At 64.3% G+C, this 25,460-nt stretch carries 27 protein-coding genes; 12 read left to right on the top strand and 15 right to left on the bottom strand.

The features are described 5' to 3' along the window. Positions 1–4: 4 nt before the first annotated feature. The gene (locus J2Y68_RS18745; RefSeq protein WP_309995626.1) at positions 5–1,654 is read right to left on the bottom strand and encodes a PucR family transcriptional regulator; all 1,650 of its coding nucleotides are present in this window, start codon (positions 1,652–1,654) and stop codon (positions 5–7) included. 128 nt (positions 1,655–1,782) lie between these two features. Here J2Y68_RS18745 and J2Y68_RS18750 point away from each other — a divergent pair, with 128 nt between their 5' ends. The 5 genes from J2Y68_RS18750 to J2Y68_RS18770 are packed head-to-tail and all read left to right on the top strand — an operon-like array spanning position 1,783 to position 6,141. Then, positions 1,783–3,069 carry an alpha-hydroxy acid oxidase gene (locus J2Y68_RS18750; RefSeq protein WP_309995628.1) on the top strand — a complete coding sequence of 429 codons (1,287 nt, stop codon included), beginning with the start codon at positions 1,783–1,785 and terminating at the stop codon, positions 3,067–3,069. A 10-nt stretch (positions 3,070–3,079) separates the two neighbouring features. Beyond that, positions 3,080–4,021, top strand: coding sequence for an ABC transporter substrate-binding protein (locus tag J2Y68_RS18755; protein WP_309995631.1), 942 nt, complete (start codon positions 3,080–3,082; stop codon positions 4,019–4,021). 26 nt (positions 4,022–4,047) lie between these two features. Further along, on the top strand, positions 4,048–4,968 hold the full coding sequence (locus tag J2Y68_RS18760) for an amino acid ABC transporter permease (protein WP_309995633.1): 921 nt from the start codon (positions 4,048–4,050) through the stop codon (positions 4,966–4,968). Next, complete coding sequence (locus J2Y68_RS18765) at positions 4,968–5,732, top strand: amino acid ABC transporter ATP-binding protein (protein ID WP_283091448.1); 765 nt, start codon at positions 4,968–4,970, stop codon at positions 5,730–5,732. The genes J2Y68_RS18760 and J2Y68_RS18765 overlap by 1 nt, the downstream gene beginning before the upstream one ends. A gap of 28 nt (positions 5,733–5,760) precedes the next feature. Then, positions 5,761–6,141, top strand: a complete 381-nt coding sequence (locus tag J2Y68_RS18770; protein ID WP_309995637.1) for a RidA family protein — start codon at positions 5,761–5,763, stop codon at positions 6,139–6,141. On the opposite strand, the gene J2Y68_RS18775 is transcribed toward J2Y68_RS18770, so the two are convergent. Next, on the bottom strand, positions 6,142–6,498 hold the full coding sequence (locus J2Y68_RS18775) for a hypothetical protein (protein WP_309995639.1): 357 nt from the start codon (positions 6,496–6,498) through the stop codon (positions 6,142–6,144). A 75-nt stretch (positions 6,499–6,573) separates the two neighbouring features. On the opposite strand from J2Y68_RS18775, the gene J2Y68_RS18780 reads away from it, so the two are divergent. Both J2Y68_RS18780 and J2Y68_RS18785 read left to right on the top strand, forming a co-directional pair. Further along, the gene (locus tag J2Y68_RS18780) at positions 6,574–6,840 is read left to right on the top strand and encodes a hypothetical protein (RefSeq protein WP_309995641.1); all 267 of its coding nucleotides are present in this window, start codon (positions 6,574–6,576) and stop codon (positions 6,838–6,840) included. Between the two features lie 38 nt (positions 6,841–6,878). Further along, positions 6,879–7,214, top strand: a complete 336-nt coding sequence (locus J2Y68_RS18785; protein ID WP_309995644.1) for a hypothetical protein — start codon at positions 6,879–6,881, stop codon at positions 7,212–7,214. 42 nt (positions 7,215–7,256) lie between these two features. Here the strand turns inward: J2Y68_RS18785 and J2Y68_RS18790 are convergent, their stop codons facing one another. Continuing rightward, positions 7,257–8,069, bottom strand: a complete 813-nt coding sequence (locus tag J2Y68_RS18790) for a tryptophan-rich sensory protein (protein ID WP_309995647.1) — start codon at positions 8,067–8,069, stop codon at positions 7,257–7,259. 111 nt (positions 8,070–8,180) lie between these two features. Here J2Y68_RS18790 and J2Y68_RS18795 point away from each other — a divergent pair, with 111 nt between their 5' ends. After that, the gene (locus tag J2Y68_RS18795) at positions 8,181–8,696 is read left to right on the top strand and encodes a MarR family winged helix-turn-helix transcriptional regulator (protein ID WP_309995649.1); all 516 of its coding nucleotides are present in this window, start codon (positions 8,181–8,183) and stop codon (positions 8,694–8,696) included. On the opposite strand, the gene J2Y68_RS18800 is transcribed toward J2Y68_RS18795, so the two are convergent. Genes J2Y68_RS18800 through idi form a run of 6 tightly spaced genes read right to left on the bottom strand, consistent with a single transcriptional unit; the run spans position 8,691 to position 14,439 of the window. Continuing rightward, entirely contained in the window at positions 8,691–9,905 is a 1,215-nt protein-coding gene (locus tag J2Y68_RS18800; RefSeq protein ID WP_309995651.1) for a prenyltransferase, read from the bottom strand. The two genes, J2Y68_RS18795 and J2Y68_RS18800, sit on opposite strands and share 6 nt — an antisense overlap. Continuing rightward, positions 9,902–10,252 (bottom strand): lycopene cyclase domain-containing protein, encoded by a 351-nt coding sequence (locus tag J2Y68_RS18805; protein ID WP_309995653.1) that lies wholly within the window; start codon positions 10,250–10,252, stop codon positions 9,902–9,904. The genes J2Y68_RS18800 and J2Y68_RS18805 overlap by 4 nt, the downstream gene beginning before the upstream one ends. Continuing rightward, entirely contained in the window at positions 10,252–11,904 is a 1,653-nt protein-coding gene (crtI, locus tag J2Y68_RS18810; RefSeq protein ID WP_309995656.1) for a phytoene desaturase family protein, read from the bottom strand. The genes J2Y68_RS18805 and crtI overlap by 1 nt, the downstream gene beginning before the upstream one ends. After that, the gene (locus J2Y68_RS18815; RefSeq protein ID WP_309995657.1) at positions 11,901–12,806 is read right to left on the bottom strand and encodes a phytoene/squalene synthase family protein; all 906 of its coding nucleotides are present in this window, start codon (positions 12,804–12,806) and stop codon (positions 11,901–11,903) included. The genes crtI and J2Y68_RS18815 overlap by 4 nt, the downstream gene beginning before the upstream one ends. After that, positions 12,803–13,888, bottom strand: coding sequence for a polyprenyl synthetase family protein (locus J2Y68_RS18820; protein ID WP_309995660.1), 1,086 nt, complete (start codon positions 13,886–13,888; stop codon positions 12,803–12,805). Before J2Y68_RS18820 ends, J2Y68_RS18815 begins: the two co-directional genes overlap by 4 nt. Continuing rightward, positions 13,885–14,439 (bottom strand): isopentenyl-diphosphate Delta-isomerase, encoded by a 555-nt coding sequence (gene idi / locus J2Y68_RS18825; protein WP_309995662.1) that lies wholly within the window; start codon positions 14,437–14,439, stop codon positions 13,885–13,887. The genes J2Y68_RS18820 and idi overlap by 4 nt, the downstream gene beginning before the upstream one ends. A gap of 96 nt (positions 14,440–14,535) precedes the next feature. Here idi and J2Y68_RS18830 point away from each other — a divergent pair, with 96 nt between their 5' ends. The 4 genes from J2Y68_RS18830 (at position 14,536) to J2Y68_RS18845 (ending at position 19,026) form a co-directional block, all read left to right on the top strand. Further along, positions 14,536–15,099 carry a MarR family winged helix-turn-helix transcriptional regulator gene (locus J2Y68_RS18830; RefSeq protein WP_309995664.1) on the top strand — a complete coding sequence of 188 codons (564 nt, stop codon included), beginning with the start codon at positions 14,536–14,538 and terminating at the stop codon, positions 15,097–15,099. Between the two features lie 125 nt (positions 15,100–15,224). Continuing rightward, positions 15,225–16,331, top strand: coding sequence for an EAL domain-containing protein (locus tag J2Y68_RS18835; protein WP_309995666.1), 1,107 nt, complete (start codon positions 15,225–15,227; stop codon positions 16,329–16,331). 111 nt (positions 16,332–16,442) lie between these two features. Beyond that, positions 16,443–17,747 carry a glycosyltransferase 87 family protein gene (locus J2Y68_RS18840; protein ID WP_309995669.1) on the top strand — a complete coding sequence of 435 codons (1,305 nt, stop codon included), beginning with the start codon at positions 16,443–16,445 and terminating at the stop codon, positions 17,745–17,747. Positions 17,748–17,883: 136 nt separating this feature from the next. After that, the gene (locus tag J2Y68_RS18845; RefSeq protein WP_309995671.1) at positions 17,884–19,026 is read left to right on the top strand and encodes a glycosyltransferase 87 family protein; all 1,143 of its coding nucleotides are present in this window, start codon (positions 17,884–17,886) and stop codon (positions 19,024–19,026) included. Here the strand turns inward: J2Y68_RS18845 and mptB are convergent. The 6 genes from mptB to J2Y68_RS18875 form a co-directional block, all read right to left on the bottom strand. Beyond that, positions 19,023–20,630, bottom strand: a complete 1,608-nt coding sequence (gene mptB, locus J2Y68_RS18850) for a polyprenol phosphomannose-dependent alpha 1,6 mannosyltransferase MptB (protein ID WP_309995674.1) — start codon at positions 20,628–20,630, stop codon at positions 19,023–19,025. The two genes, J2Y68_RS18845 and mptB, sit on opposite strands and share 4 nt — an antisense overlap. Positions 20,631–20,798: 168 nt before the next feature. After that, on the bottom strand, positions 20,799–21,695 hold the full coding sequence (locus tag J2Y68_RS18855) for an SGNH/GDSL hydrolase family protein (RefSeq protein WP_397335370.1): 897 nt from the start codon (positions 21,693–21,695) through the stop codon (positions 20,799–20,801). A 54-nt stretch (positions 21,696–21,749) separates the two neighbouring features. Further along, positions 21,750–22,469: a maleylpyruvate isomerase family mycothiol-dependent enzyme gene (locus J2Y68_RS18860; RefSeq protein WP_309995677.1), complete on the bottom strand. Its 720-nt coding sequence runs from the start codon at positions 22,467–22,469 to the stop codon at positions 21,750–21,752. Then, positions 22,469–23,305 (bottom strand): fumarylacetoacetate hydrolase family protein, encoded by an 837-nt coding sequence (locus J2Y68_RS18865; protein WP_309995679.1) that lies wholly within the window; start codon positions 23,303–23,305, stop codon positions 22,469–22,471. Before J2Y68_RS18865 ends, J2Y68_RS18860 begins: the two co-directional genes overlap by 1 nt. Beyond that, positions 23,306–24,442 (bottom strand): cupin domain-containing protein, encoded by a 1,137-nt coding sequence (locus tag J2Y68_RS18870; protein WP_309995682.1) that lies wholly within the window; start codon positions 24,440–24,442, stop codon positions 23,306–23,308. Positions 24,443–24,630: 188 nt separating this feature from the next. Further along, a complete protein-coding gene (locus J2Y68_RS18875) occupies positions 24,631–25,452 on the bottom strand; it encodes an IclR family transcriptional regulator (protein WP_309995686.1) in 822 nt (273 codons plus the stop codon). Between the last annotated feature and the right edge of the window lie 8 nt (positions 25,453–25,460).

A 25,460-nucleotide genomic window follows, 5' to 3' on the forward strand; every position in this document is an offset into this window, starting at 1 on the left:
GGGGCTACTTAGCGGCCAGTTCCATGGTGGTTACCCGCAGCCACAACCACAGCCGTTTCTGCGGGTCCGCCAGGTCAAGGTTGAAGTCCTCGGCCAGGCGGGCCACGCGGTACCGGACGGTGTTGTTGTGGACATGCAGTTGGGCGGCCATGGTGGAAATGTTGCCGTTGAAGGCCAAGTAAGCCCGGAGGGTCTCCAGGTATTCCGTTTGCTGCTCGGCGTCCCGGGCCTGGATCCGGGAAATCTCGTCAGCTCCGGCAAGGCCGTTGTCCTCAATGAACTCCCCAATCCTCAGCAGGTCCAGCGGAACCTGGAAGTCCTCGAAGAGCGCAACGCCCGGCACTTTGTTGTTGCCCGGGGACTTGCCCTGGCGTGCCTGCAGGTTCAAAAGATGGTGCAGCGTGCGCATGGCTTCGGACCGGGACCGCGGCAGCTCGCCGATGGTCGCTGCGATTCCACCCACTGTCGCAATGACCGGGAACGAACTGATGGTGTGCGAATAGGCCTCGATCTCCTGGATGATCCGGGCATGCAGGGCCCGCGGGGACGGGCCATTGCCGGGCAGGAGTGCGTAGACCACTGAGCCGATCAGGGCGCTGTGGCCGGAGCCGAACTGGACGTTGCACACGGTGGTCACCAAGTGCAGAAGCCGGTGGATTTCCCGGACGGACTCCAGGCTTCCCGTCTCCGGGCGGACAATCGAGAAGGCTGCCACAGCCAGCCCGTTGGCGGTATCGAGGCCCAGCTGCGCGGCGGCGAAGGAGGCGTGGGGAGTGTCATCCATGAGCGTGCGGATGAGGTCTGCATTTCGTCGCTCCCCGAAGTCTGAGGCCGAGCGGGCATGGAGCATATGCAGCCCTGCCAGGGGCGCCATCCGATCCAGTGCGTCCAATGCCGTGGCGCGTTTTTCCTCACCCGGGTCGATGATCCAGATGGAACCCAGCAGCTCACCGCCGGCCCTGACGGCCAGCGCGAGGCGGGCCATTCCGTCGTCGAGCGCTGGAACAAGCACAGCCCCCGGTGCAGCGTAAACAGCCTTGAAGTCCTGGTCGAATGCCGGCTGGATGGTTTCCTGCAGGGTCAGCGTAGTGATGCGGCGGAGTTCGTCGATGGGTTGGCCCGGCAGTGTGGAATAGCCCAGGATTCGGCCCAGCGGGTCCACAATGCTGGCGGCGCCGTTGGTGATGGAAGCCGCTGCGTTGGCGAACGCGTAAAGGTCGCCAAGCCGCACACCTGATACCGAGTCCGCAGCGGCGCCCATGACCGATGCCCGCGCCAAAGCCACCAGCTGCGTCCAGTCCGCGTCATCCGGCGCCACCAGGACCGAGAGGGTATGCCGGACCGCCGCGGAGCGCAGTTGCTCCATCCGGGCGCCATGGGCTTTGACGATCACCGCTGCCGCGTTGCTGTTCGCTGCCCGGTGGAGGAGCTGGTCGAAATCCGGTGAACCGTATGTACATCCGACCGCGAGGATGATCCGATCGTCCACGCTGGACCACGTATCCAGGGGGTCGTACATGAGGACGTCCGAGACCGGGTGCCCGAGGTTTTCCGGGGTGGGATTGGCGTGCACCAGGTCGGCCTGCATCAGCTGGATGCAGTCGGAAAGGCGTACTGCCGATTGCTGCATCCCTGACTGCGTCGCGGTATCCATGGTTGGACGTTATCACAGGGTGCAGACGGATCTTGTGGAGGATCTTACATATAGCACGGGGGAGATCTGCGTCACTATTGGGAGGGGCGCCGGGCAGGTGAGCCCGTCAGGAACACAGAGGACACACCATGAAAATCAAGGACATCAAGGCACTCGCCTCGCTGCAGGGACCGGCCCGATCCACGGCCGAGCGGCTGTCCCGGAAATGCTACAGCGTTGAGGACATGCGGAAGCTGGCTGCCAAGCGGCTGCCCAAGAGCATCTTCGAATACATCGAAGGCGGCGGAGAGGACGAGGTCTCGCTGCGCCGCAACCGGTCCTCCTTCGACGACTGGTCATTCCTTCCCAAATGGGGATCAGTGGACAACCTGGACCTCAGCATCACCATCCTTGGCGGCCCATCGGCGATGCCGGTGACACTCTCGCCGACCGGTGGAACCCGGCTCTTCCACCCTGAAGGCGAATCCGCTGTCGCCCGTGCGGCGCTCACCGCGGGCATCCCCTACGGGCTGGCGCACCTGAGTACCACCACCATGGAAGCCGTCAGCGCTGCGGCGCCGGGACTTCGCCGCTGGTTCAACCTGGAACCAACCTCGGACAAAGGACTGCTGCAGGCCGTCCTGGACCGGGTGTCCAACGCCGGCTACGAAGCCCTCCTGGTCAACGTCGACTGCAGGGCCATCGGGCACCGCGAACGCGATTACCGCAACGGGTTCACCGCCCCGCCGTCCATCAAGCCGAAGACGGTGGTTGAGGGGATGTTGCACCCCGCATGGGCGCTGGGATTCCTGGCCAACGACGCCATAGCGTTCCCCAACCTCGATGCCGACATTCCCGAGGGCCCCCTGGCCAGCTCGCCGGACATGTGGCGCACGCTGCTGGCCGGTTCCTACGAACCCACCGATTGGGACGACATCCGGGACCTGCGGGAACGCTGGAACGGTCCGATCGTGCTGAAGGGCGTGGTGAACGCGAACGACGCCGCGCTCGCAGCTTCCATGGGAATCGATGCCATCCAGGTCAGCAACCACGGTGGACGGCAGCTGGACCATATGGCGGCGCCCCTGGATGTCCTGCCGGAGATCGTTGCAAAGACCGCCGGTCGGATGGAAATCATCGTCGACGGCGGCATCCGCCGGGGCTCCGACGTGGTCAAGGCGCTGGCCCTCGGCGCGGACGCCTGCTCCATCGGACGCCCCTACCTGTACGGCCTTGCTGCCTCCGGCCAAGCCGGCGTGGAGCACGTCCTGAAAATGATCACCGCCGAAATGACCCGCACCATGATGCTCCTCGGAGTCTCAACCATCGAAGAACTGCGGGCGGAAGGCCGGGACTTGATCCGGCACCGCAACGAAGCATTCGCCCGCAACCAACCCACCCGTATCCCCGAGGCCCCTTTGGCCTTGCAGAAATGAGGAACCCGACATGAAAAATCCAACAGCGGCTCTCCGCGCGAAACCCGGCTTGTCTGCCGTCGTCGCCACTGCTGCGATGATGCTGGCGGTGACGGCGTGCAGCCCCACTGGCAACGCATCGGCGTCGAACCCGTCCGGCGACGCTGCCGCAGCGGGCACCGGCGTCCCGGCGCTGGAAGTCAACCAGGCCGCCGTCGACCTTCTGCCCGAATCCATCAAGGCCTCCAAGGTGCTGCGCGTGGCCATCCCCACCAATGAACCCCCAACGCAGTTCTACCGCGAGGGCACGCAGGAAATGACCGGAACCAACCCGGATGTGGCCCGTCTCATCGGTGAGGCATTGGGTGTCAAAGTGGACATCCAGGTGGCCAACTTCGACTCCATCATTCCCGGCCTTGCCGCCAACCGCTACGACATGACCGTCTCCTCGATGACCCCCACTGAAAAGCGCATGGAAGTCCTGGACTTTGTGGACTACATGCAGATCGGCAACGCCATTGCCGTCCCGAAGGGCAACCCGGGCGGCATCAAGGACGAAAATGCGCTCTGCGGCAAGAAGGTCGGGCTCCTTACGGGCTCGTACCAGCTGACGGTGAACGTTCCGGCCTATGACGAAGCCTGCGCCGCAGCCGGCAAGGACTCCATTCAGAGGAGCGAATTCCAGGACACGCGCCAGGCTATCTCCGCCCTCACCAGCGGACGGCTGGATACGGTGCTGGCGGATTCGCCCATCCTGAATTTCGCCGCCACCCAGAACCCCGGTATCGAGGTCGCACGGACGTACGAGTTCGCGCCCGTAGGTGTGGGGGTGCCCAAGGAATCCGGCCTGGTGAAGTCGGTCTCCGCCGCCCTGGACGCGGTGATCAAGAGTGAGTCCTACACCAAGGTCCTTGGGAAGTACGGCCTTGAGACCAGCGCCATCACCGACGCACGCGTCAACTTCGCCCAGTAATGAATTCGAGTAGAGAGGTGACGGCTGTGCAGAAGCAATCCTCAGTCCCCGGCACCGGGAAGCCGACGACAGCTTCGGAGGACTCAATTCCCGTGGTGCCGCTGAAGCACCCTGTCCGCTTGGTCCTTGCAGCGGTGCTCATCCTGGTGGCCCTCAGCGCGGCGTGGGATGTCGCAGTGAACGAACGGTACCGCTGGGATGTTGTGGTGTCCTACCTGTTCGCTCCGCAAATCCTTGCCGGCGCAGGTTTAACGCTTGTTTTGACCGTGGTTTCCATGACCGTGGGCATCGCGCTGGGCACACTGCTGGCGATCATGCGGCTCTCCGACAACCCGATCCTCAGCACCATCAGCCGGGCGTACATCTGGTTCTTCCGCGGAACCCCGCTCCTGGTCCAGCTGATCTTTTGGTACAACATTGCTGCGCTCTACCCTGTGATCGCGTTCGGACTGCCCTTCGGTGGACCGTCGGTGGTGCTGGGATCAGCGAACGTGCTGATCTCCCCGCTGGGGGCTGCGCTGCTGGGCCTGTCACTGAACGAAGCCGCGTACATGGCAGAGATCATCCGTGGTGGCATCGGCTCGGTGGACAAGGGCCAGTACGACGCCGCCCGGGCCCTGGGAATGAGCGGCGGCAAGCTTATGAATCGGGTGATCCTGCCCCAGGCCATGCGCGTGGTGCTGCCCCCCACTGGCAACCAGGTCATCTCGATGCTGAAGGGCACGTCCCTGGTGAGCGTCCTGGCGATCTCGGACCTGCTCTACTCAGCCCAGATCATCTACGCGAACAACTACCAGACCATTCCGCTGCTGATCGTGGCCAGCCTCTGGTACCTGCTCATGACCACTGTCCTGAGCTTCTTCCAAAACAAACTTGAACGCCGTTACGGCCGCGGATTCGACTCAGCGCCGCGACGGATCCGCAAGCCCAAGACAAGGACAGCATGATGACTACCGCCATGGTTGAAGCCCGGGGAGTCCGGAAGAACTTCGGCGTTATCGAAATCCTCAAAGGCATCGACCTCCGGGTTGAGAAGGGATCGGTGACCTGCCTGATCGGCCCGTCCGGTTCTGGCAAGACCACCTTCCTGCGCTGCATCAACCACCTCGAGAAAGTGGACGCCGGCCGGCTTTACGTGGACGAGCACCTGGTGGGCTACGCCGAGCGCAACGGGAAGCTCTACGAAATGAAGGAACGCCAAACAGCCCGCTCGCGACTCAACGCCGGCATGGTGTTCCAACGCTTCAACCTTTTCCCCCACATGACCGTGCTGGAGAACATCATCGAGGCACCCGTCCACGTGCTCGGCCGGCCCCGGCGCGAGGTGGTCGTGGAAGCGCAGGCACTGCTGGACCGGGTAGGCCTGGGCAACCGCGGGCACTCCTACCCCCAGGAACTCTCCGGTGGGCAGCAGCAGCGCATCGCTATTGCAAGGGCGTTGGCAATGAAGCCGAAACTGATGCTCTTCGATGAGCCAACGTCTGCGCTTGACCCGGAATTGGTGGGAGAAGTGCTGGACGTGATGAAGTCACTGGCCGAGGCAGGAATGACCATGGTGGTGGTGACGCACGAGCTCGGCTTCGCCCGTCAGGTAGCCGACCAGGTGGTGTTCATGGATGGCGGCGTCGTGGTCGAAAGCGGCCCTCCGGAGAACGTCCTGGACAACCCGCAGCAGGAGCGCACCAAGGCGTTTCTCTCCAAAGTTTTGTAAGTTTTCCAAGCACCACGAAAGGCACTACATGTCCCGCCAGCAAGTCGTCACCAGCCTCGCGCCCAGTCCGGCCGGTCCGTACTCCCAGGCCATCGTGGCCAACGGATTCCTGTTCACCGCAGGCCAGACGCCCCACGACCCCGTCACCGACGAGCGCGTTGGCATCACCATCGAGGAACAGACCATCCAAGCCATGACGAACCTCGGCGAAGTCCTGGGCGCGCACGGCCTGGATTTCTCCCACGTGGTCAAAGCGACTGTTCACCTGCACCACCCCGGGCGTGATTTTGACGGCTTCAACACCATCTACGAAAAATACGTTGTGGCCCCATACCCGGCACGAACCACCGTGGGGTCGTTCCTTGGCGACTTCCTGGTGGAGATCGATGTGGTCGCGGCTCTTCCGTAGTCAGTTGCTGCTCGCGTTTTCCTGCCGGGATTTACCCAGTGAACGACGCCGGTCCAACTCGCAGTTGATCAGCTCCAGCAGCGCTTGGGCCGGCTCGGACAGGTGGTGGGTGTCCGGGGAGCCAAGCTGGTCACAGTGGAGGAGGACGTGGCGGATCCGTTCCAGTTCGCGGGATGGCACCAGGGGCCAGCGGTGGAACAATTGCCTGACGGCTATCGCTCCAAGGAGGGCATCGGGTTTGTTGGCTACGCCGTGCGTGCCGTGGTTTGCGGCTGCTCTTCGTCGAGCAACGCTGGCCGCGGAAGGGGGGACACCGTGGGCCATGAGGATCTCGGCCTTTAGCGAATTGGGGGCCATGGGGACCTCCCGGAGTAGAGCGATGTAAGCCGTCTGCGTGACTTTGAATTCAGCTTACAGAATGTGAGTTATGTCATGTCAATCGTTACGTCGCGGAGGGCTCTGGGTGACCGCGCTGAGGACCTGGAAAGCGTGGAGCTGCTCGCCCTCACTCCCTGCGAATCGCTTCCCCCGGCTGTCCGGGAACGCCTCCGCATCCTCGACGGCCAGTCCAATGCCCTGATCCGCGTGGTGATGCGTCCACTCGTGGAAACCATGACGGACCGCCAAGCCAACCGGGTCCGGGACGACATCTACCTGGCCCTGCACGAAGGTCCGGTCAAGGAACTCATCGCGGGATAGCAGGCGAAGGCGGCAGCACGGATTGCTAGGCTGAGATCATGACCCGACGCCTCGCCGTACTGTCCGCCGTCCCCTTGTTGCTTATGCTTGCTGGCTGCGGAGCCGTTGAGGAAGCTGCCGGAAACGCAGCCAGCGACGCCGCCTCGAAAGTGGCCACGGCCGCTGCCGATGAAGTAACCAAGCAGATCTGCGTCGTGGTCCAGGACGGGGTGGTCGGCGTGGAAGACAAGAAGGTCCTGGCTGGCTTGGTCTCGGCAGCTAATGCGGCTGGCGTGCCTGCTGAAATCACGACGCCGCTCCAACAGATCGCAGACGCAGGCGATCAGGTGCCGGCCGAGTCGGTTCAGGCACTGAAGGACGCCTGCGCACCCTGATACAAAATATGGAAGGTACTGCGGAATGGCGCCGGAATGGCTTTACGCCCCTCCGCGCCTCAAACCAGCGCCGGCACGCACCGTCCGGGCCCGCACCGTGATCGCAGCCCCGAGGACCAGTGCAGCAGCGACGGCTGCAGCAATCGCCGTCGGGAAGGACTCGGGTGCGTCGGAGCTGCGGCCAACCGTAATCCACGCGAGGCCCCATGCGATGGCTGCCGCCAGGGCGATGCGTCCGTGACCCTTGATTGCCAAGGCGATTCCGACGATGGCCACCACTGCCAGCACCGCGACGGACCAGATCTCGGGTCGCAGCCCAAACCCCACAAAGCCTGACACCTTCAAAGCCGCAGCTATATTGGCGCACACTGCCACGCTGGTCCAGCCCAGGTACAGCCCCAGAGTCCCGTCCACCACCACAGCCTCGACCCACGAGCCGGCGCGGGTCCGGCTGTACCTCAGGAAGGCCAGGACCAAGGTAACGAGGAGGGCCAGAATGACCAGGACGCTGACGAAGAGCCAACCAGCCTGTACGGATAAAATCCACGCGGCGTTCAGGACCATGGAAACGGAGACGATCCAACCGAGCGACCGCTGCCGCCCAGAGGAACGTTGGGATGGCCGCCACTGCCATACGGTGAAGGCGACCAGGCCGGCGTACACCACAGACCAGATGGAGAAGGCCGGTGTCGCGGGAGCCAGGAGCGTGGAGTCGGCGGCCAGAGCACCGCCAGCGGCCTGCGCGATGGGAGTCCCGCCGAAGACTCCAACGCCGATCATCGATCCCACAATGCATATCACCAGGCTCGCGGTGACCGTCGTTTGCCGGGCCAGGTCTGAGCTTCGAGGTGCCATGTTTCGAGCCTCTTTCCTTAGGTGGTGTGCGGGGTCCTGCATTCGCGGGGCGCGTGACTTAGTATCAAAATGCTAGTGAAACAAGCTTTACGCTTATCGAAGGAACATCGGATGGACTCGGAAGGCCACGCGCACGGCTACTGGTACGGGAAAGACCCGGGACAGAAGGCGATTGCCGTTGACGTCCTGAACGCCCTGCGGGACTACCGTGCCTCCGAACAAGCGATGCGCCGGCGGACCCGTTCGTCCATGGGGATGGGTGAGAAGGACTTGCTGGCCCTCCGGTATTTGTTCGAGGCCGAGGCTGCAGGCAAGTTGATGAAGCCGAAGGATTTGGGCGACAAGCTCGGCATAACGTCGGCTTCCATGACCACGCTGATCGACCGGTTGGTGGAGTCCGGCCACATCCGCCGCGAACCCCACCCCACTGACCGTCGCGCGCTGATTCTGAAGGCAACCACGGGTTCAGACCAGGAAGTTCGGCATACATTGGGCGGAATGCATCGTCGGATGCTGGACGCGGCCTGCGCGTTGAGCCCGGACGAGTCGCAGGTCGTGGTGAACTTCCTGCGGCACATGCGCGAAGCGCTGGACGCCATTGACGAAGAGGAACCGCCCCGCTCATGACGTCAGGCTCCACTGCAGGATGAAGATCAGCGTGACCAGGAATCCTGAACCGTAGTTGAGCCAGATGAACCGGCGCCACGCCGCATTGGTCCGCCCCGCCGTCGTATCCGTGATGTTCCAGTAGCGTGCGCAGTTGACGATATAGGGGAAGGCGATGATCGCCGCGAGTGGGCCGGGCCACGGTGTGGCCAGCATCGCGAGCCCGGCAACAAACCAAAGCACGACGGCGAGCCGCACCGTCCGGCGGGCACCGATGACTGTTGCTATGGAGCCGATGCCGGCCTGCCGGTCGGGCTCGATGTCCTGGACCGCGCCGAATGCGTGGGCGGCCATGCCCCACAGGAAGAACGCGGCCAGTAGGATCAGCAGCCCGGGCGTCACGTCCGCGCCGGCCAGCGCCAAACCGACGACGGCGGGACTGACGAAGTGCGTACTGGATGTCAATGAGTCCAGGACGGGACGTTCCTTGAAGCGGAGTCCGGCAGCGGAGTAAGCCACCACGGCGAAGGCGCTCACCGCCAGGCTGATCCACGCGGCGGGCCCGCCGGCGAAGGCCAGGACCACCAGGAACGGCACGTTGGTGATCGCCGCGAGCCACAGCATGGGCCGGTGCAGGTGGGGCTGTAGGAGCGCGCCCTCCATCCCGCCCTTTCGTGGGTTCTTGAGGTCTGATTCGTAGTCGAAGACGTCGTTGATGCCGTACATGGCCAGGTTGTACGGGACCAGGAAGTAGAAGGTGCCCACGATCAGGACCCAGTCGATCTCGCGGGTGGTGAGGAGCATGGCCGCGGCGAAGGGGTAGGCGGTGTTGATCCAGCTGACCGGCCGGGAGGCGAGCAGTGCTTGTGGGACGAGGCCTTTGAGGTTGGGTTTTGAGGCGCGGCTGCGACGACGCGTCAGCCACATCCACAATCCGGGGAGGGCCACGACGCCTGCCAACGGATAGGCGAAGTCCTCGATCGGGGCGAGGCCGATCTTGACGCCCAGAATGTGCGCGGCGTCGTAGTGGAAGAGTTCCATGCCGATCATGATTGAGTCGAACACGGCGGTAAGCACAGCCAGCGCGACGAACGCGATGCCCACGGCTTTCCAATGCTGCCGCCGCTCGCCGGACAGCCCGCCCTTCCCGGGGAAAGAAGCCCGCGCGAACGCTGCACCGGCGATGACGGCGGCGACGATGAAGAGGAGCGCGAGCACTAAGTAGGTCACGCGTTCTCCCTCTCCTTCTCGCGCTGCCGGGCGGGGATCCGTCCAAGAATGCGCCGGGCGCCGGTGTACAGGACCATAGTGCACAGCACCAGGAAGAAGAGGAACACTGGTTCCTCGATGGGCAACTCCGGAGCGATCAGCAGGCCCGTGGCGATGGTGCCTTCACCGCGCAGGAAGATCCCCAGCCCGATCCCGGCCAGGTCCCAGGCCAGCAGGAACACAACCCCGACGGCGGTCACGGTCGCTGCCGCTGTGGCATCGCGCCAAAAGAACAACCGAAATCGGTGGTCCAGCAGGAGCATGCATCCGATGCCGAGCAGTAGCGAGCCTAGATAGAGGACACCCATCAGCCAATCCTGCTAGCTACTGGCCTCACAGTGGTAGGGCCTGGGCTGTGGTCTCCGCGGATACGCTTCAGCACCAGCTCGGCGCTGATGAGGCACATGGGAACACCTACGCCCGGCGCGGTGGTGGCCCCTGCGTAGTAGAGGCCGCGGACGCGCTTGGAGGCGTTCTGCGCCCGGAACATGGCGCTCTGGCGAAGCGTATGTGCCGGTCCCAGCATGCCGCCGCGCCAGGAGTTGTAGTCGCGGGCGAAGTCGGCCGGACCGATGGTGTGCCGTACGACGATGCGTTCGTGGAGGTCGGGGACGCCCGCCCACTGGGCGATCTGGTCGATGGCGGCGTCGGCGGCCTGCTCTATCAGCGCATCGCCCGTGCCGTCCGGGCCCCCTGCCCCGAGTGTGGGATCGGCGGGAACGGGAACAAGGACAAAGAGATTCTCGTGACCCTGCGGGGCGACGCCGGGATCGGTGGCACTGGGTTTGCAGACGTAGATCGACGCCGGGTCCGGAATGCGGGTTTCCTCACCGAAGATCGAGGCGAAATTTGCCTCCCAATCCCGGGTGAAGAACAAGGAATGGTGCGGCATCTGCGGCAAAGTTCCTTTGACGCCCAGCATCACCAGGACGGCGCCCGGCCCGCTGGTGCGGCTTTGCCAATACTTCCTGTCGTAGCTCCGGTCCCTGACGCCAAGGAGTTGGGTTTCGGTGTGGTGCAGGTCAGCGCCGGACACAACCTGGTCCGCAACGCTGTAGTGCTCGGCTCCTGAGTTGTCGCGCCATTTCACGCCGGTTACTTCCCGGCTGTCCTTGCCGGTAAAAGGGGTGGGGAGCTTCAGCCCGTCGAAGCGGCCCACCTTCTTTGTCCGGGTTGCCTCCCGCGTAGTGATCTTGAGGGCTTCAGCGCCCGTGTGGATCCGAACCCCGGCGTCGGTGGCCAAGGCTTCGAGGCGCTCCACCAGCTCCCGGAACCCGCCCATGGGGTACTGCACTCCGTCGCCAAGGTCCAGGGCGCTCATCAAGTGGTACATCGCGGGAGCGGCCGAGGGATTGGTGCCGAGGAACACAGCCGGATATCCAAGCACCTGCCGCAGTACCGGATGCTGGAACCGTTGGGAAACGTACTTGTCCAACGGCGTCAGCAGGAGCTGCGCCAGCCTGGGAAGGTTCCGCAAGACCTCCGGGTGCAGCAACTCCTGAAGCCTGGTGAACGGGTTGTACAGGAAAAAACGTTCTGCCATGTCCGTGGTGTGCCGGGCCGAAGCAAGGTAGGCGGACAACTCTTTGGCACTTCCGGGCTCGACCCTTTCGAAGGTGTCCAAAACCTGTTCGCTGCCCAAGGGGACCGTCAGCGGATCCGGCGTTACGCCGTCGTGGCCCGGTTCGCTGAAGACACGGTACGCGGGGCTGAGCGTGCGCAGGTCGAGCTGTTCGGCGGCGCTGGTCCCCAGGAGCTTGAAGAAATGGTCGAAAACGCCGGGCATGAGGTACCAGGACGGGCCGGTGTCGAAACGGAAGCCGTCCCGCTCCAGGCTGCCCGCCCGGCCGCCAACGTGGTCCCGCTGCTCAAGGAGCTGAACCTCGTGTCCTTCATGGGCGAGAAGTGCGGCGGTGGCAAGCCCGGCGATGCCACCGCCGATCACTACTGTCCGGGTCATCGGCGGAGCTCCATCCAGGTTGAGGCGATCGCTCGGGCGGCGAGCCCGGCTTTGACTGTGTCCGGCACGCGGACCCGCGAACGGTACAGTTCGTCCACTGTTGTTTGCTCGATCCTGTCCGTCAGGGCCGCGAACAGGGCCAGTGCGCTGCGGACAGCTGCCCGGGCGTCACGTGGCAGAAGGGGAATAACCGCGTTGGCGTCGGCAAGTTGCCCGCGGATGGTCCGGACCCATTCCATTCGGTCCCGGTCCTCAAGATGGTCGGCAGTACCAAGGTAGTTGCGACCAAGGCGTGCGGTATCGTCGGCCAGGTCCCGAAGGAAGTTGATGTTTTGGAACGCAGCCCCCAACTGGCTGGCGCCATGCTGCAGGGCCGAGCGGTCGTCGTCGTCGGTGTCCTGCCCGCGCATGAACACTTGCAGGCACATCAACCCCACAACCTCAGCGGAGCCGTGGACGTAGCCCTGGTGGGCGTCGGCATCGAACCGCAGCGGCACAGCCGGTGCGGCGGTGTGCTCGCCAAGGTCGGTGCGCATGGAGTCGAAGAAGGGGTTGATAAGTACCGCATCAATCCCGGCCTCACGCGCAGTTTGGGCGAACGCGTGGATGATCAGGTCGCTGCTGTAACCGATCTTGATGGCGCGGTGGGTTTCATCGATGAAGTGGTCCAGCGCGTCGCTCTGCTCCTGGTAACTGAGTCCAGCCTCCGCGGTGACCCCATCCACCAGCTCATCGGCCACCCGCACCAGGGCGTATATGTTGCGGACATGCTGGCGGTGCCGTGACCCCAGCAATCTGCAGGCGAGGCCAAATGAAGTGGAATAGGCGGCGATGACCTGGTTCGCCGCGCGTTCGGCGGTCCGCGTGAAATGGGTGAACGAGGTGTCCATGGCGACGCTCATGATTGCCGTCCTTCCAGTTGTCCCGCAAGATCCAGCAGGACGTTGCGGGCGCCCGGCGGAACCTGTGAATCGGGACTGGTCAGCAGGTGGTTGAAGGCCTCCATTTGTTCACTGATCAGGGATTGGACGAACCCCTCCGCTCCGCAGTCGGTCAGTTGCCGCCGGACATGGTGGGCCTCCGCGCCACTGAGCTCGGGCAGCCCGAAGAAGGGCTCGATGTCCGCCCAGCTGCTGGTGCTCCGGGCGTGCGCGATGATAGCCGTTTGCTTGCCTTCCCTGAGGTCCGAAAAAGGATCCTTGCCGTGACGGCGCGGATCCCCGAAGGTCGACAGGAGGTCGTCCTGAAGCTGGAACGCGAGTCCCAGATGCTTGCCTGCTGTGGCGAGCGCTGTTTCGACGGCGAAGTCCGCACCGGCCAGCGCTGCGGCCGCGCGCAACGGGAGCTCGAAAGTGTAGGTGGCGGTCTTGTAGCCGCACATCATCAGGATGGTCTCAAGCTCAGGGGTGACGATGCCGTCTCCCAGGCCCACATCAAGCTGCTCGCCTGCCACGGTCTCGTTGATGGTGTGTTCCAGGAGATCGAGCAGGCGAAGCCGTAGTTGGTGCTGCAGGTCGGCACGGGCGAAGGCTTGGTGCGTGGCGGCGAGCAGCATGTCGCCCATCAGGATGCCGCCGGTCTGGGCCCAGTGGAGGGCGCCATCGGGCCGGGGAAGCTCTCCGGCTTCGGCCAAGAGGGAACCGATCAGGTTGGGATGCCCGCGACGGACCAGGTCGCCGTCAATCACGTCGTCGTGCAGCAGGAAGGCGTAGTGGAGCAACTCTATGGCTGCAGCGATGCTGATGGCGGTCTCGCGCTGCCGCGGGTTCCCCTGCTGGAGGGAATCGTAGGTTTCCATGAGGAGGAGCGGCCTGACGAACTTGCCGCCCAGGACATTCTTGCCCGCCAGTGTCCAAAGGTGGGCGAAGTCCGGACCGTAGGCCGTAGCGGCGCTGGTCCGTTTGCCGATGAGGCCGGTGAGCTCATTCTCGATGGCCGTGCAGAGATCGGTTCGGCTGCGCACAGTTCCGGAGGTGATGGTCATGCCTCGGCACCCGCCGCGAGGGGGAGGGCCCGGGCCTCGAGGAGTTGCGGGAATTGCATGCCGAGCCAGGGGCTGAAGGCCGAGGGCGTGTGTTCCAGGGCTTCGGACAGCAAAGCGGGCGATATCCAGGCCCAGTCGGCCACTTCGGCGGGATTGGGCTGGAGGGTGCCACTGATCCGGGCCATGTAGACGGGGCAGACTTCGTTTTCCACGATTCCTGTGGGGTCGACTGCCCGGTAGCGGAAGTGGGGGAGGGCGGGCGCGATCCGGTTGGCGTCCACCCCGAGTTCGAACCGTGCGCGCCGCATGATGGCCTCTTCGAAGTCTTCGCCCGGTCCGGGGTGGCCGCAGAAGCTGTTGGTCCACACGCTGGGCCAAGTCTTCTTCTCGGGTGAGCGCCGGGTTAGGAGGACTTCGCCCGCCTCGTTGAGCAAGTAGCAGGAGAACGCCAGGTGCAGGGGAGTGTCCCGGGTGTGCACGGTGGCTTTGGGAGCCTCTCCGATAGGGGTGCCGGCGTCGTCAAGGAGGACGACCATCTCTGTCGCGTTCACTTTTCGCCTTCCCTCGGAACAAAGTCAATGACCAACATTGCTAGACAAGCTAGAAGAAAGGCTACCATGTAGGAAGTTGGGTGTAACATACTCAACATGTCCAAACCTGAAGAAATCGACGCCTCGGTTTCCTCGGGCATTTACAAGCTGGAGTCCAACGATCCCCACCAGGAACTTGTGGACCGTTCGGGACTCTCCGAGTCCGATATCCAGCAGATCAACGAGCTCATGGCGGCACTCGGGCGGTTGCGCGAAGCCGAAGAGCGCCTCTCCGACGCTTCCCGGATCTATATGAAGCTCAACCAGTCAGACATGCGTGCGCTGCACTACCTGATCGTCTGCGCTAACCATGGCGTGATTGCCACACCCGGCGCAATAGCGGCACACCTTCACATTTCGACGGCGTCAACCACCAAGCTGCTTGACCGGCTGGAACGCGCGGGCCACATCTCCCGCCGTGCGCACCCCTCCGATCGCAGGGCGCTCGCCATTGAAATCACACCCGAAACCCACGAAGCCGCGATGCGGACGGTGGGCCGGCAGCAAGCCAAGCGCTTCCTGGCCGCAGCCCGCCTCACTCCCGCCGAACGGGAGACAGTGATGCGGTTCCTGGAGGACATGGCCCGGGAGGTCGAACCCGGCGAATTCTTGCCCGGCTAATACCAGTACGGCAGGTACCAACGTCCCACGATTCGTTCTGTAAGATTCGTGACAAGGCCCACATGTTTATGGGTTCGGCAGGTGTCTGGCGTCGCCAGCGGGGGATTCACATAAAGGAATAATCGATGGCTCAAGAAGAGGGCTCACCCTCACCGGACCGCGGTGCTGATGGCCCGCGCCATGAAGTCTCAGCGGCTGCCCCTCAAGGCACTGGCGCGACCATGCGCGAGCAGGTGCTGGACATTATCGGAGCCATCCTGGCCGACACTGATCCCGGCAGCGCAGAGGTCCGGAACAGGCTCCGCGAGTTGGTGGACGCCCATCCCGACAACCCCGCAGGCGCCCTCCTGGAACACCTGTTGGAGACAAGGAAAACACCGGCCTCGGGCACCAAGGTCCCTGTCCAACGTGAGCCAGCCAGCCTGCACATGGAATCCTCGGACATTGCACGGACCGTTTCCGTCCCCGTCAGCCACGAGATCCGCGAGAGCATCCAGGCGGTCCTCGCGGACAAGCTCCTGCTGACGGCATTCCAACCCGTCCATGCCCTGCCAACAGGCGAAGTGGTGGGCGTAGAAGCTCTGACCCGCTTCGTTGGCGAGGACGGTGCCGGCGCGGACGTTTGGTTCAGCGAGGCAGCGGCAGCAGGACTGGGTACCGAACTGGAGATCGCCGCGCTGCACTGCGCCCTGACCGCTGCGCACGAGGTCCCGGAGGACATGTCCGTCGCGCTGAACCTCACTCCGGCAACGTCGATTGACCCCCGGGTGCGGAACCTGCTGGCCGCAGCTGCCCTGGCCCCCGAGCGCATCATCGTTGAGCTTACCGGCAGCCTGGAAGACGCCGGTGGGCACTCCGGCGCTGATGGGCTGGGGCCTCTCAGGGCCCTGGGACTTCGGCTTGCGGTCAGCGCGTCGGGCGCTGCCTTGGTGTCCTTGGACAGGGTTGAGCAACTGCGCCCGGACATCATCAAGCTCGACCGACACCTCATTGAAGGCATCGAAGGCAGCGCAGGGCAGAAGATCCGCGCGCGGGCCATCGTGGAGCTTGCCAGGGACATCGGCGCCAGCGTCATCGCGGAAGGCATCGAAACCGCGGCCGAACTTGAAGAAGTCACCGCGTTGAACGTCACCGCTGCGCAGGGGTACCTTCTGGGGCGCCCTTCCGTCCATCCGCTGGACTGGTCAACGTGGAGCATCCGCGCGCAGACCGAAGCGCAGCCCGCCGGCTGACTGCAAGGCTTTTGGGTGACTCGCGTAAAGTAGCACGCGGGGGTTTGCCGGTCCCAAGAAAACTGGGGACTGCTCAAGCATGGACCCACCTAGCCAGGAAGTTCTACGTTGATGGACAGGTTTTTCAGTATTCTCGCGGATTTTCGCAGTAAAGCGTTGCCGGGGAGGTTGCTGGAGCGTCTCAACACGCCGCGGGGCCTGCTGTGGGGTTTCGTGGTTGTCCACCTGGGCTTCCTGATATTCGCTGCGCTGCTCTCCTTCCGGAACGAAGCCTTCAGCGACACCTTTATCTACCGTGAATGGGCGCTCGCAGGTTTCAACGAAAGCAACCTCTCGGGCGGCCCGAGCCCCTGGGTCTACCCCATCCTGGCCCTCATCCCCATGGGCATCGCAGCCGCTGCTGGCGCTGGTCCATTCTTCTTCCTCTGGGTCCTGCTCACCACCATCCTCAACGGCTGGGCGATGCTCAAGCTCACCGACCGCGGCCGACGACGCGAGGCCATCCCTGCCGGCTGGTGGTGGCTGTCTTTTGTCCTCCTGATGGGCTGGTTGGGCTTCGCCCGTGTTGATGGGTTGACCGCCCCGATCGTCCTCGTCGCGCTGGTGTACGGCGTGGCACGGCCCTTCATTGCCTCGGTCCTGCTGGCCATCGGCACCTGGACCAAGGTGTGGCCCGCGGCCGTCATGCTGGCACTGTTCGCCGTGGTCAAGAACCGCTTGCTGGTTGTGTTGGCAGGAATCACGACGACGGCGGTTGTGGTGGCACTCGCCGCTACGGTTGGCGCCGTCCCCAAGCTGCTGAACTTCCTGACACAACAGGGCGACCGCGGAATGCAGCTCGAAGCCACCTTCACCACACCCTGGCTGTGGTTGTCGGTGCTGGGCGTGGGCGACTCCCGGATGTACATGAATACCGACATCAACTCCATGCAGGTGGACGGGCCCGGAACGGCCCTCATGTCCGTGCTGATGCAGCCCCTCCTGCTGCTTGCCGCGGCCGCTGTGGCCGGGCTGACGTTCTGGGCGCTGCACCAAGGAAAAGTCAGCGGTGGCGTTGACCGCACCGAACTGCTGCTCTCGGGAGCCTTGACCCTGGTGACGGCCTTCATTGTTTTCAACAAGGTGGGATCCCCGCAGTTCATGGTGTGGCTTGCCCCTGCCGTGGCCGTCGGATTGGCCCACAACTGGAAGGCGTGGCGCGTCCCGGCCACCATGCTGATAGCGATTGCTGTGGCCACGTTCTTCATCTACCCGTTGTTCTACGATGCGCTGAGCCACAACAACCCGCTGATGGCCATGGTGCTGACCATCCGCAACGTGCTCCTGGTGGTCCTCTTCTTCTGGTCCGCCCGCCGCCTGTACTCACTGGGCAGGAAGCCTTCCGTCGTGACCGCCACCGCGGGCAAGGAGCTCTAAAATTTCTGCCACGTTCTTCGACCGGCTGGTCCGTGTCCGCAGCCGTGTCCTGCCGCCCGCCGTCGTAGCCTGGTTCGCTCGGCCCGGCAGCGTGTGGTGGGGCTTCGCCGTCGTGCATTTCTTCTTCTTGTGCTGGATGGCGTCCTTCTTCCTCAACGGCGACACGTTCAGCGATACCGAGCAGTACCGGCAATGGTCGCTGGAGGGCTACAACCCGGCGAACCCGGGAAAGATCAGCCCCTGGGTGTACCCGGTGCTGGCGCAGATTCCCATTTTCCTTGCCGGTATAGCCGGGCCGGACCTGTACCTGCTGATGTGGTTCCTGATCATCACGGCGCTCAACGCGCTGGGGCTCTGGTACCTGACTCGCGGTCCACGTAAGGTCAGCGGAATTGCGCCTGCATGGTGGTGGCTGTTCTTCACCGTCTTCATGGGCTACCTCAGCTTTGCCCGTGTTGAGGGCATCACGGCCCCGATCGTGCTCATCGCGTTGCTGTGCGCTGCGCAGAGGCCGGTAGTCGCGGCGGTGCTGCTCAGTGTCGCGACGTGGATCAAAGTCTGGCCCGCCGCGGTGCTTGCTCCGATGATCATTGCCAGCCGCTCGCGGCTGCAGATGGTCGCAGCGGGAGTGGGTGTCACCGCCGTCGTGGGTTTAGGGACCTACCTGACCGGCGGCTTCAGGCACATCCTGGACTTCCTGATCAACCAGGGTGAGCGCGGCATGCAGTTGGAAGCCACCTTCTCCACGCCCTGGGTATGGCTCAGTGTCTTCAACATCGCCGGCTCCAAAATGGCGGACAACACGGCCATCAACTCCACCGAGGTCTACGGGCCCGGGGCCGACGCAGCCGCTTTCCTGATGCAGCCGCTGCTGATTGTCGCCGCGGTCGCCGGGGCGATCCTCCTGATCCGCGCCCTCAAACGCGGTGCCGAGCGCGAGGAGCTGTTCCTCGAAGGTGCGCTGATGATGACCACCGCGTTCATCGTTTTCAATAAGGTGGGCTCGCCGCAGTTCATCATCTGGCTGGCGCCGGTGATCGTGGCCGGCCTGACGCACGACTGGAACCGTTGGAAGGTGCCTGCCGCGTTGCTGATGGCCATCGCCATGACGACGTTTGTGATCTATCCGCTGTTCTACACGCCGCTTATTCACGCCCACCCGGTCATGGCCGCGGTCCTCACCATCAGGAACGTGCTGCTGGTAGTGCTGTTGTGGTGGTCGGTTCAGCGGACTGTGGAACTGGGGCGGCGGAGCCAGGTCCGGCAGGTAACGCTTTAGCGGATGGTGGGGGGCCGGTGGAGCAGCCGCCGGTCGTTCTGGCCGACCCAGCGCGATAACCTGCCTTGGACCAGGAGCCTGCGCGTATGGATGTCCAGGAACACCAGGTAGAAGGCAAAGAGCAGCGCGATCGCGAAGGCCAGCGAGGAAAGGTCTACTGAGACCTCCACGAAGGACCACACGGACAGCTGGTCTTGCGCTCCGAAGACCACAAAGAAGGTCACCCCGACGTAGAGACTGCGCATCTGCCAGTCGTCCCTGATTCCGGTCACGGCAAGGAACGGTACGAACCAGAGGATGTACCAGGGCTGGATGATGGGGGACAGCAACACCAAAGCCGCGAACGCAAGGGCCATGCGCCGCACCACCCTGGAGTGGTCTCCACGGAACATCAGCAGCAGGACCAGCCCCACGCCGCCCCATTTCATGACGGAGCGCAGGATGTCGGCCATGGCGTTGCCCGGGAGCCCCAGGGCGTTTCCAAGGAACTCGATTTGCTGGCCAAGGAACCCCGACGGCGAGTAGCCGGTGAAGCCGGGCGTGGGATCGGTGATGGCCCACACCCATCCCATGCCGAGGCCGTGGGGGATTCCGCTGATGAACAGCACGCCGAAACTGATCCCGGCTGTGGCCGCCCAAATCCCGAATTTCCGTGGCCATGATGCCCCGGCGCCGGCCCACATCAGTCCGATGAACGGGAGCAGGAGCACGGTGATCGGCTTGATGCCAATGGACGCCGTAACCAGGAGGATGCCGATCAGCGGCCGTTTGGTGGCGGCGAAGTATGTTCCTGCAACAGCCAGGCCAACCATGATGGCGTCGTTGTGGGCGCTGGCCACGAAGCTGATCAGGAACAGCGGGTTGGCCACCGCAATCCACAGCGCCCGGGCACCGTTGATGCCGTGCAATTCGGCAAGTTTCGGCACATACAGCACGCAGAGCAGCACACCGCCAGCAGCCAGCAGCCTGAACAGCAGGACGGACACATCCGGTTGGGCGCCGGTGATGGCCACAACCGCGTGCTCCATCCACAGGAAATAGGGCCCATAGGGTGTCCTGGCTTCAGCCCAGGCTGGATCGGCGCCGAGGGAGAACCAGTTGCTGAGAGTTGAGATGCCTACTGTGTAGGGATTTTGGCCCTCCATCATCAACCGGCCCTGGCCTATATAGGCGTAGACGTCGCGTGAGTAGACGGGCACGGCAAAGAGCAATGGCAGGGACCAGGCAGCGATGGCCCAAACAATGGGCCGCAGGGAGTTCCCCTCCCACGTACCCATCCGTTGACCGAGCCTGAGCCAGGAACGGACCAACAGCATGGCACCCACGGTCAGCAGCACGGCCGAGGTGGTGACGCCCCAGCCCTCCGTGCGGAGGGCAATGACTATGGGGTGCCGGATCATGGGGGAACCGTTGGCGATCCACCCAATACCGATCGACCCGGCGAACATGAAGAGCGAACCAAGGAACCCCTGCCAGATGGCAGGGTATGCCACGGGCTTCCCAGTTGCCGCGGACGGCTTGGCTGGAAGGGTGTGGCTGACGGGAGGAACGTTCGTCACCGATGAAGATCCGGGTTGGGGGCTGGGGGTACTGCCTGTCGTCATGACTGGTCGTTTTCCCCCACTCACGGTATGGCGCTCCGAGGAAAGAGCGCGGTTGATGCCGAAGAGCTTGTACATGCGGCAAGTGAAATTTTAGCGTTGATCCTGTCGAAGCCACCACAGGCGCGGCAAAGGGTGATGGAATGCATACCCGGGGTTTCCCGCCCACGTTTACGGGCGGTCCTCCCGCGCGGTGAGGTTACGGGGATCGGTGCCCACGTAGGACCCCGGCGGCATGGCAGCGCCGAAAACCGGACCGGGTTGGGGCCGCTTGGGGTGTCGGCCTTGGGCGGGATTCCTTTGCCTGAGGCGGCGCAGCACCCAGGGAACCAAGTATTCCCGCGCCCAGACGGCGTCGTCCGCCCGCGCTTCGCGCCAACTGCGTTCCGGGAGGGGCCTCGGCGCCAGGGGTTCCAGGGAGTGCGGGACGTTGAGGGCATCCAGGACCATGATGGCAATGGTGTGCTGGCCCAGCGGGGAGAAATGCAGGCGGTCCGGGTCCCACATTTGAGGATGGGTGAGTTGGCGGAGTGCCCACAGGTCTGCGATCACGGCATCATGCCTGGCTGCGACAAGGCGGATGTTTTCGTTGAAGATGGCCACCTTCCCGCGGGTGCGCCCCAGCACGGGCGTGGCGCCCCAGTCCGGACCCGTGAACAGCAGGATGGACGCTCCCGTAGCGGCCAGCGCTTCCACCCCCGCGTCCAGCTCAAGGGCCAAGGAATCGGGGTCTGTCCGGTGGAAGAGCAGGTCGTTGCCGCCTGCGTTGAGGGTTACCAGGTCTGGTCGGAGTTCCAGCGCCGGTCCCAGCTGTTCGTCCAGGATCTGGTGGAGCAGCTTTCCGCTGACTGCCAGGTTCGCGTAGGCAAAGTCCGGGTGTCCGTTGCTGAGCTCCTCCGCTACCCTGTCCGCCCAGCCCCGCATGCCCCCCGGGCTGCGCGGCTCCGGATCTCCCACTCCCTCAGTGAACGAGTCCCCCAAAGCCGCATAGCGGCTCCACGGGTGCAGGCGGGGCACCATGCCTTGGGAGCCTCCCTCCACCGGGCCGTTCGGGCTGGTGGCGTTCATCTCCCCATAGTGCGCTGAATTATCGGGTTTTTGTACAGTACGTGTTCAAAACTCTCAGATCCAGGGGGGTGGCGCGGGCTTCGTGCCGTCCCTGCTGCGTCCGGCGGCCCATTCGACGACGGCGGGTAGCGGCCCGGTGATGATCGTCGGGTCCGTGGCGCTGGTGTCGCCGAACGCCTGGCCGCTTTCGTTCACCGTGACGAGGAGTCCGGCGTCGGTGCCGCGGGTTTTCCAGGCGCCGGTGATGTCTTTGAGCAGTCGTTGCAGGACGGGGGTGGGGATGTCGTCGAACGTGGCACCGTTGTCGAGGTCCACGGCGTGCATCCACACTTCGCGGGTCCGCATCCACACGGTTTCAGAGGCGGGCACGATGCGTCCTTGGGCGGTGCGGACCTCGTGGGTCCAGTGCGTGTCCGGGAGGTCGCGCCATTCGACGGACAAGTGCACAGCGGAATGGTCGAACAGGTTGCGCAACGCGATGGGGGACAGTGTGGCACCGAAGTCGATTTCCCGGTTCCGTGCCTCAGGCGAGGAATACATGGGGGTGTCGATGCCGGTGGCCGCCCACTCCACCAACCGTGCGATCGCGCGGGCGTTGTATCCCACATGGGCCACCACGTGCCGGCGGGTCCAGGCCGGCAGGCGCGTGCCGCCGTCGAGCTCTGCGTCGCTGAGTTCGTTGAGCTTCCGGGCGAAGAACGCGGTGCCCCGCCGCGCCTGCAGGAGTTCTTCCTGCAGGCGCGGGTCGGTGGCGAGGTCGTGGCGGGCCACCATCAGGCTTCCTTGACCACGCGGTTGTTCAGCTGGCCCAGGCCCTCGATGGTGGTGACCAGGAGCTGGCCTTCCTGCAGGTACCGCTTGGGGTCCTGGGCGTGGCCGACGCCGCCGGGGGTGCCGGTGGCGATCACGTCACCGGGGTTCAGGGTGATGATGGTGGAGATGTAGGAGACCAGGAATTCGGGGGTGAAGACCAGGTCGCCGGTGGGGGTGGACTGCTGGATTTCGCCGTCCACCGCCGAGGTCATGAGCGGCCCGGCGCTGAACTCGTCCTTGGTGACCAGGGCGGGCCCGAACGGGGTGGAGTTCTCCCAGGTCTTGCCCTGGAGCCACTGGATGGTGCGGAACTGGTAGTCGCGCATGCTGACGTCGTTCAGGACCGCGTACCCGGCGATGTGCTCCGCTGCCTGCGCTTCGGGGATGCGGCGGCCCTTCTTGCCGATGATGACGGCGAGTTCGACTTCCCAGTCGACAGTGTCCGATTCCTGCGGCAGGGCGAGGTCGTCGTTCGGGCCGATCAGCGATTCTGTGTATTTCGCGAACAGGGTGGGGTGTTCGGGGATGTCCCGGCCCATTTCCTTGATGTGGTTCCGGTAGTTGTGGCCCACGCAGATGATCTTCCCGGGTGAGGGCACGACGGCGGCCAGATCGGCGCCGTCGAGCCCGTGCGTTGCGCCGTTGGCTGCCTTCGCCGTGGCTTCCCAGGCGGGATCGGCCAGGAGTGCCCCGACGTCGGCGAAGCCGGGGATCTCCGTAAGGGTGTCGCCGTCCTGGCGGACGGCCACGGTGCCTTTGCCGACGGCGGTTTCGGTGCGGAGGGTGAGCAGTCTCATTTACTTGCGTCCTTCGGTGTAGCTGCGGTTGAAGTTCAGTCGTTCGAAGATGGGGGCGTCGCTGAAGCGGAACAGGTCGAAGCCGGGCTGATCGGCGTCCGCCGTCAGGGACCATTCCTGCCAGGACGGGACCACGAACAGGTCGCCCTTGGCCAGGGCCTTGGTTTCACCGTTGAGGATGGCGGTGCCGGTGCCTTCGAAGACCTGCCAGACACTGGAGCCGACCTCGCGGAGCGGTTCGGTGGAGGCGCCGGCGCGGAGGCGGTGGAACTCGGCCCGGATGGTTGGCATGACATCCCCGCCGGTGGTGGGGTTCGAGTACCGGATCGCGGCATGGCCCTGGGACACGGTGGCCGGATGGCCCTCGTCCTCGAGGAGGAGCTGCTCACGGAGGGCCGCGTCGGTGTGTTCCCACCGGTATGCCGCGATGGGGGAGTTGGTGGTGTCCTGCAATCCGGACAGGGGCCGGAGGCCGGGGTGGGCCCAAAGCCTTTCCGAGCGGGAGATGTCCGGGGTTGCTTCATCGGTGACGCGTTCGGTGCCGAACTCGAAGAACCCGGCGTCGGCGTAGTGCACGAACGGAATGTCCAAACCGTCGATCCAGGCCATCGGCTGGTCCGTGTCGTTGTGGTGGCCGTGGAAGTTCCAGCCCGGTGTGAGCAGGAAATCACCGCGGCGCATCGCCACGGGATCCCCGTTCACCACAGTCCAGACGCCCTCGCCCTCCACCACGAAACGGAACGCGTTCTGGGAGTGCCGGTGTTCAGGGGCTACCTCGTGCGGGCCCAGGTACTGGATGGCGGCCCACAACGTGGGGGTCGCATACGGGGTACCAGCGAGGCCGGGGTTCGCGAGGGCTATGGCCCGCCGCTCGCCACCCCGGCCCACCGGAACCAGGTCGCCGGCCCGGGCGGCCAGCGGGTACAGGTCATCCCAGCGCCATACATGCGGCACAGCCTTCGGCGTGGGGACCATGGGCATCAGGTCACCGATCTCGGTCCAGAGCGGAACCATGTTTCCCGCAGCGAAGTCCTTATACAACTGCTCCAACTGGGCAGCCTCTTCCGGAGTGGGCTCCGGCAGGGCGTGACTGGCGGCCACGGATTCGTGGGTCGTGTTCTCGGCGCTGATGGACACGTAGGCCTCCTCGATAGGTCCGAACAGTTCTTGGCGTAGTTCGACCCTACGGACGGTGGTACCTGGGGTTCGAGAAAATTCTGCTGTACAGAACTAGTTCCTGCGTTGTGGGGCCTACTCTGCGCCCTTCGCCGGGTTCTTTTCGCGCAGAGTGGGCCTCGCAACGCGGGGTGGAGGCCGTGCTCTGCCTAGTCCTCGTCCGCAGGGTTGGCGGCGATGTCGATTTCGAGTTGCCGGCATGTCTCACGCAGGGCGGCGACCAAACCGGCGTCGTACACTTTGCGGAACCGGGTGGCAGGAGTGGCGACGCTCAGTGCCCCGACCACCTGGCCGTGCCGGTTGTGGAGGGCCATGCCGAGCGCGCTCACGCCTTCTTCGGTTCCCTCGAAATTAGCGGCGAAACCGTTGCTGCGGATCGTCTCGAGTTCCCGGATGAAGGCAGGGTAGCTCTCGTCCGGAATGGTGTCGCCGCCAATTCCGGCGTTCTGGCTGCGGAACAGCTGGTCGATCATGGGCGGCTCCAGTTCGGCCAGCATGACTTTGCCGCCGGACGTTTTGTCTGCAGGCATGACCGTGCCTTGGCGGTCACCAATGCGCAGGACGTTGCTGCCCTCAACCGTTGCGAGGAAGCGGACCTTGGTGCCTACCCGAACCATCAGGTTGACCGTTTCGTCCAGCCGTGCCGAGAGGAGTTCCATGTGCGGCAGTGCCAGGTCCCGCAAAGGCCTGGTCCAGCCCAGCCCAGCGGGGCCCACGCCCATCGCTGGCCCCGGGACGTACCGCCGGTTTTCATCCTGGACCGCGAACCCGCGGTAAACCAGCATGGCAAGCAGCCGGTGGGCGGTGGACGGGGCAACGCCCAACTCGGCCGCGGCGTCCTTGAGCCTGAGGGCGCCACCATCGCGGAGCAGCTGGAGGAGCTGCAGGGCGTTGTCCACTGCCTCGATGGAATAGGTGGGCCTTTTCTGCAAAGGCTTCCGAGTGGAGGATCTGGGTGGATTATTCTGCACAACAGAAT

This window comes from Paenarthrobacter nitroguajacolicus, from assembly GCF_031455195.1.
GTDB lineage: Bacteria > Actinomycetota > Actinomycetes > Actinomycetales > Micrococcaceae > Arthrobacter > Arthrobacter nitroguajacolicus_D.